We start from the raw sequence: 6,058 nt of genomic DNA on the forward strand, positions 1-6,058 counted from the left end.
CTTCATCGGCACCGAACTGCACAAGGGCTTCTCGCCCCTGTTCACGCCGGGCATGCCCGACGAAGCCAAGCAGCTCGCCAAGAACCGCCTGGTCCAGCGCCTGACCTGGGTCGACGGCGAACTGGCCGGCAAACAGTACCTGCTGGGCGATGCCTTCAGCGTGGCCGATGCCTACCTGTTCACCGTCACCGGCTGGGCCGGTTACGTGGGCGTGGACATCAGCGGTCTGGCCAACATCAACGCCTACCGCGCCCGCGTGGGTGCACGCCCGGCGGTGCAGGCCGCGCTCAAGGCCGAAGGTCTGGCGAAATAACTGGAGCCCCCACGCTCCACCGCTGACGCGGGTCGCTGCCCCCCAATGGGGTGCGAATCCGCCTTGGGGCGGCCCGGCGACGGATCGCCGGGCCACAGAGTGCATCCCCCTCCCAGCGCCGCAGGCGTACCAGCGAGTGGGAAGCCGCACAGCAGCGCAGGGGGTGACTCAGTTCAGCGCCCGCTGGCGCAGCGCCAGCACCGCCCCCACCCACAGCGCGCAGGCCGAAAACACCAGCCCGCGCGCCAGCCCACCCGGGCCGTCGGCGATGAAACCCACCACCGTGGGGCCGACGATCTGGCCGGCCGCGAACACCACCGTGAAGGCGCTGATGCCCGCCGCCCATTGCGCCGGTGGCAGGTTGTGCCGCACCAGGGCCGTGGTGCTGGCCACCACCGACAGGAACACCGCGCCGAACAGCAGGCCCGAGGCCAGCAACAGCGGCCAGGCGCTGGTGAGCGCCGGCACGATGGCGGCCACGCCCAGCAGCGCGTTCAGCCGCGCCAACGCCTGGCCGTTGCGGTGCCGGTCCAGCAGCCCGGCCCAGATGCGCGAAGACGCCACCACCGCCACACCCAGCAGCGCGTAGAACGTGGTCACCGCCGCGGGCGAAGCGCCCTGCTCGCGCAGCAGCGCGATGACAAAGGTCATGTAGCCGATGTAGCCCACCCCGAAGCCCAGGTAGCCCAGCAGGCCAAAGGCGAAATCGCGCCAGCGAAAGCGCCGGTGGTCGGTCTGGCGCTGCGCACCCGTGGCGGCCGACACGGGCGGCGTTGCCTCCATCTGCGCCAGCACGCGGGCCGGCCAGGCCAGCAGCGCGGTCGCCCCGGCGCACAGCAGGGCCATGGCCCACCAGCCCCACGACCACCCGTGCGGCTGCCCCTGCGCCGCTGCCAGCGCCAGGGGCACCAGCAGGGCCGACAGCACGATGCCAAAGCCCGTGCCGCCGTAATACAGCCCCAGCAGCAGGCCGCTGCGCCTAGGCTGCCGCGCGCCCAGCCGGGCGGCCAGCAGGCCCCCGGTGCTGAACACCAGGCCGCTGGCCAGGCCCGCCAGCAGGCGCTGCAGCATCAGGGCGCGCGCATCGGTGAAGAAGCCGCTGGCCGCCATGAACACGGTCGCCAGCACGGCACCGGTGAGGAACAGGCGCGTCGGCGCCATGCGCTGCAGCAGCCACGACATGGCCAGTGCGCCCAGCAGGTAACCCGCGGCGTTGGCGGTGTTCATGGACCCGGCCAGGGTGTAACTCCAGCCCAGGTCGGTGCGCATCGGCGGCAACAGCAGGCCGTAGGCAAAGCGGGTGATGCCCAGCGACACCGCCGCGCCCAGCGACAGCGCCAGGGCCAGCCGCAGGTAGGGTGTGGTGTCGGGGGGTGGAAGTGCGACCGTCAGATCGGCGGGCTGGGTGCTGCGGGCCATGCGCCCATTGTGGCGCTACTCATGGGGGTAGCCTCCACACGCCCGTTGGAGAAAACTTGGGCACCACAGGCACCTCGACAGACTCAGTGCGAACGGGTTGTCATGCCGCTGCAGCACGACCCTCTCCGGCGGCAAGGGTGCCGTCCAGGGGCACCGCCGGGCCGGCTCGGCCGGACGGCCAGTGCCGCCCCCCTCCCGCCGAAGGCGAGAGAGGGGGGTGACGCGCAGCGGCGCGGGGGGTATTTCGCTTCAAATGGGCCAGCCGCCGGGCCGCCCCAAGGCAGGCCCAGCCACCTTGGGGGGCAGCGACCCGCGTCAGCGGTGGAGCGTGGGGGTCATGACCCCAGCCCGACCGGCGCCGGGGCCTTCATCACGATGTGGGTGAACAGGCGGTCGAACGCCGGATCGCGCGGGATGCGGCCGCTCAGCGGGTTCTGATTGGTCGCAAAAGCGGCGTTCAGCGCGTGCCAGTCGGCCTCGGTCAGCAGGCGTTCGGCCTCCGGCAGGATCGCGGTCTCCTCCAGCCGCATGTGCTCCAGGTAGAAGTCCACGTAGCGGGTCACCTCGTCGATGAAGGCGGTCTTGCGGCCGTCGCCCAGCAGCTCCCAGGCCATCAGCAGGTGCATCAGTTCGCGCACCCGGCCCTCGCCCTGCATGTGGTCGCGTTCGAGCTGGTCGATGGTGGCCATGGCGTGCGGCGCCACCCGCGCCACGCGCGGGAACAGCAGGTCCGACTCCTTGGGGTGGTGGTGCTTCTCGGGGAATTCGTCGATGTAGAACAGCATCGCGCGCAGCACGTCGAAGAAGCGCGCCGAATCGTCCGCCCCGTCCGGGCTGGGGCCGCGGCGCACCAGCTGCATCAGCGACTGCAGCATCGCGGCAAGGGTGGAATGTTCTTCGCGAATGACGCGCAGCGCTTCGTGAGTCATCGTTGTCTCCTGTGAACGTGCCAGAGCCGACCGATCGGTCGGCAAATCCTGCAGCGGACTATGCGACAGCCCGCGGCGCAGACCCTTGACACAGGTCAAGCCACCGGGACACGCCAGCCGCCGTTCAGCGGGCCGGCGGTTGCCAGCGCTTGAGCAGCAGCGCGTTGCTCACCACGCTGACCGAACTCAGCGCCATGGCCGCGCCCGCCAGCACCGGGCTGAGGTAGCCCAGCGCCGCCAGCGGGATGCCGGCCGCGTTGTAGGCAAAAGCCCAGAACAGGTTCTGGCGGATCTTGCGCACCGTGCGGCGCGAAATGTCCAGCGCCGCCGCCACCAGGGCCGGGTCGCCGCGCATGAGCGTGATGCCGGCCGCGTGCATGGCCACGTCCGAACTGCCACCCTGCGCATGGCTCATGGCCATGCCCACGTCGGCCGCGGCCAGGGCGGGTGCGTCGTTCACACCGTCCCCGATCATGAGGACGACATGGCCCCCACGCTCCGCCGCTGCGCGGGTCGCTGCCCCCCGCGGGGGCTGATCTGGCTTGGGGCGGCCCGGCGCCGGATCGATGTGACCCCCTTGCTTCAACCGCGCGATCACCGCCGCCTTGTCCCCCGGCAGCACCTCGGCGATCACCTCGCCAGCGTCATCGCGCAGGCCCAGGCGTGCGGCCATGGCGCGCGCGGCGGCCACGTTGTCGCCCGAGACCATGAACAGCCGCAGCCCCTGTGCGCGCAGGGTGGCGATGGCCTGGGCCGCCCCGGCCTTGGGTTCGTCGCCGAACGCCAACAGCGCCAGCGGGCTCCAGCGGCCGTCCGCCCCCTGGCTGGCCAGCAGCGACACGGTGGCCCCCTCGGTCTGCGCGGTCTGCACCGCCGCGGCCAGCGGCTCCAGGGCCACGCCGAGTTCCGCCATCCAGCGCTGGCTGCCCAGCGCCAGCCGCGCGCCTTGCACCATGCCCTGGCTGCCGCGCCCGGCCACGGCCTGCACATCCTCGGCGGCGCCCGCGTTCACACCGCGCTCGCGCGCCGCGTCCAGCACCGCCCGGGCCAGCGGGTGCGCGCTCTGCGCCTGCATCGCAGCCGCGGCCTGCAGCACCGCCACCTCGTCCACCCCGGCCACGCCTTCGATGCGCAGCAAGCGCGGGTGCCCTTCGGTCAGCGTGCCGGTCTTGTCAAACGCGACCGTGTCCACCCGGTGCGCGAGTTCCAGCGCCTGCGCGTCCTTGATGAGGATGCCGTGCCGCGCCGCCACCCCGGTGCCGGCCATGATGGCCGCCGGCGTGGCCAGACCCAGCGCACAGGGGCAGGCAATGACCAGCACCGCCACCGCGTGCAGCAGCGCATCTTCCACGCGCGCACCGCTCCACAGCCAGCCGCCCAGGGTGATGAGGGCGATCACCAGCACCACCGGCACGAACACCGCGGCCACCTGGTCCACCAGGCGCTGCACCGGCGCCTTGCCGGCCTGCGCGTCCTGCACCAGGGCAATGATTTGGGCCAGCACGCTTTGCGCGCCCACCGCCCGCACCTTCACCTCCACCGAGCCTTCGCCATTGAGCGAGCCGCCGGTCACCGCGTCGCCCGGCTGCTTGGGCACCGGCATGGCCTCGCCGGTCAGCATCGATTCATCGGCCTGCGTGTGGCCCAGCAGCAGCTCGCCGTCGGCCGCGAAGCGCTCGCCCGGCAGCACGCGGATGATGTCGCCCGGCAGCAGCTCGTCCACCGGCACATCGGTCATCTCGGTGCGCTTCACGCCATCGGGCACCAGGTGCGCGTGCTCGGGCCGCAGCGCCTGCAGCGCGCGGATGGCGCTGGTGGTCTGGCGCTTGGCGCGCGCTTCCAGCCACTTGCCCAGCAGCACCAGGGTGATGACCACCGCCGAGCCTTCGTAGTACAGGTGCACCATCTCGCCCGCCTCGGCCTTGAGCCACAGCCAGGTGGACAAGGCCCAGCCCGCCGTGGTGCCGATGCTCACCAGCAACTCCATGTTGCCGGTCAGCGCTTTCAGCGCGTGCCAGCCGGCCTTGTAAAACCGCGCGCCCAGCCAGAACTGCACCGGCGTGGCCAGCGCGAACTGCAGCCAGGCCGGCAGCATCCAGTGCTGGCCGAACAGGTCGCCCACCATGGGCAGGGCCAGCGGGGCCGACAGCAGCAGCCCCGCCAGCACCGGCCAGAAGTCCTGCGGCACGCCCAGCCACCCGGCGGGCGAGACCTCGTCAGGCGCGTCCATGGCGCGCGGTTCGTAGCCCGCGTCGCGCACCGCGCGCTTGAGCAGCGCCAGGGTCTGTGTGTCGTCCGGCCCGGCCAGCGTGATGCGCGCCGACTCGGTCGCCAGGTTCACCGTGGCACCGCTCACGCCGGGTTGTTTTTTCAGCACTTTTTCCACCCGCGTCACACAGGAGGCGCAGGTCATGCCGCCAATGCCCAGGTCGATCTGGCAGCTGCTGTTGGAAGAGGTATCGGAAACGGTCGCGGAAGTCATGAGCCCGAGCTTATGCTTTCCCACCGTGGGAAGGTCAATCCAGGTCAGGTCAACAGATGTATCCGCACACCACGCCGCCTCGGCACGCAGCCCCGGGCTTGACCTTGACACCGTGTCAAGGTGCATCATTCTGACCATCCCATCCACCGGAGCACTGCCCCATGACCACCCAGACCCTCAACGTGCAAGGCATGACCTGCGGCCACTGCGAAAAGGCCGTCACCACCGCCATCAAGACCCTGGACCCGCAGGCCGAGGTGCGCATCGACCGCGCACACAACCTCGTGGAAGTGAACACCACACAACCGCTCGACGCAGTGGCCGCCGCCATCCGCGAAGAGGGCTACACGGTCGCGGTATGACCCCCACGCTCCACCACTGCGTGGGTCGCTGCCCCCCGAGGGGGCTGATCCTCCTTGGGGCGGCCCGGCGGAGGATCGCATGACCACCGACACCGACGTTCCGCTGCACAGCGTGCACCACTGGCCGGTCAACATCGGCACCGCGGCGCGGCTCTCGGGCATCTCGTCCAAGATGCTGCGCCACTACGAAACCCAGGGCATGCTGGGCGCGGTCGCGCGCACCGACAGCAACTACCGGCAGTACAGCATCGCCGACGTGCACACGCTGCGTTTCATCCGCCGCGCGCGCGACATGGGCTTCAGCCTCGAAGCGGTGAGCGAACTCGTGGGCCTGTGGCACAACCGGCGCCGCAGCAGCGCCAGCGTCAAGCGCATCGCGCAAAAACACCACGACGAACTGAGCCAACGCATCGCCGCCCTGCAGGCCATGCAGCGCAGCCTGGACGCCCTGCTGTGCCACTGCCCCGGCAACGACCGCCCCGACTGCCCCATCCTGGACGATCTGTCGCAGGGTTGAGCCCCCACGCTCCGCCGCTGCGCGGGTCGCTGCCCC

General features: G+C 71.0%; 6 protein-coding genes. 3 read left to right on the forward strand and 3 right to left on the reverse strand.

What is annotated here, in order from left to right; all coding sequences use genetic code 11:
• Positions 1 to 313, forward strand: a 313-nt coding sequence (locus tag ACR2JA_RS16300) for a glutathione binding-like protein (protein ID WP_434010125.1), incomplete at its 5' end; no start/stop codon positions are given.
• Positions 314 to 481: 168 nt separating this feature from the next.
• On the opposite strand, the gene ACR2JA_RS16305 is transcribed toward ACR2JA_RS16300, so the two are convergent.
• The 3 genes from ACR2JA_RS16305 to ACR2JA_RS16315 form a co-directional block, all read right to left on the reverse strand.
• The gene (locus tag ACR2JA_RS16305) at positions 482 to 1,732 is read right to left on the reverse strand and encodes a YbfB/YjiJ family MFS transporter (protein WP_434010126.1); all 1,251 of its coding nucleotides are present in this window, start codon (positions 1,730 to 1,732) and stop codon (positions 482 to 484) included.
• Between the two features lie 335 nt (positions 1,733 to 2,067).
• Positions 2,068 to 2,661 carry a hemerythrin domain-containing protein gene (locus tag ACR2JA_RS16310; protein WP_434010127.1) on the reverse strand — a complete coding sequence of 198 codons (594 nt, stop codon included), beginning with the start codon at positions 2,659 to 2,661 and terminating at the stop codon, positions 2,068 to 2,070.
• Positions 2,662 to 2,785: 124 nt separating this feature from the next.
• Complete coding sequence (locus ACR2JA_RS16315; protein ID WP_434010128.1) at positions 2,786 to 5,143, reverse strand: heavy metal translocating P-type ATPase; 2,358 nt, start codon at positions 5,141 to 5,143, stop codon at positions 2,786 to 2,788.
• Between the two features lie 161 nt (positions 5,144 to 5,304).
• Between ACR2JA_RS16315 and ACR2JA_RS16320 the strand changes: the two genes are divergently transcribed.
• Entirely contained in the window at positions 5,305 to 5,505 is a 201-nt protein-coding gene (locus tag ACR2JA_RS16320; protein WP_434010129.1) for a heavy-metal-associated domain-containing protein, read from the forward strand.
• Positions 5,506 to 5,584: 79 nt separating this feature from the next.
• Complete coding sequence (gene cueR / locus ACR2JA_RS16325; RefSeq protein ID WP_434010130.1) at positions 5,585 to 6,022, forward strand: Cu(I)-responsive transcriptional regulator; 438 nt, start codon at positions 5,585 to 5,587, stop codon at positions 6,020 to 6,022.
• Positions 6,023 to 6,058 lie beyond the last annotated feature (36 nt).

It is taken from the genome of Hydrogenophaga sp., assembly GCF_051007235.1.
In the GTDB taxonomy this organism is placed as follows: Bacteria; Pseudomonadota; Gammaproteobacteria; order Burkholderiales; family Burkholderiaceae_C; genus Hydrogenophaga.

Bases quoted from the DNA above. Each gene is read 5' to 3' on its own strand.
- ACR2JA_RS16305 (WP_434010126.1), bottom strand. From the start codon at position 1,732: ATGGCCCGCAGCACCCAGCCCGCCGATCTGACGGTCGCACTTCCACCC.
- ACR2JA_RS16310 (WP_434010127.1), bottom strand. From the start codon at position 2,661: ATGACTCACGAAGCGCTGCGCGTCATTCGCGAAGAACATTCCACCCTT.
- ACR2JA_RS16315 (WP_434010128.1), bottom strand. From the start codon at position 5,143: ATGACTTCCGCGACCGTTTCCGATACCTCTTCCAACAGCAGCTGCCAG.
- ACR2JA_RS16320 (WP_434010129.1), top strand. From the start codon at position 5,305: ATGACCACCCAGACCCTCAACGTGCAAGGCATGACCTGCGGCCACTGC.
- cueR (WP_434010130.1), top strand. From the start codon at position 5,585: ATGACCACCGACACCGACGTTCCGCTGCACAGCGTGCACCACTGGCCG.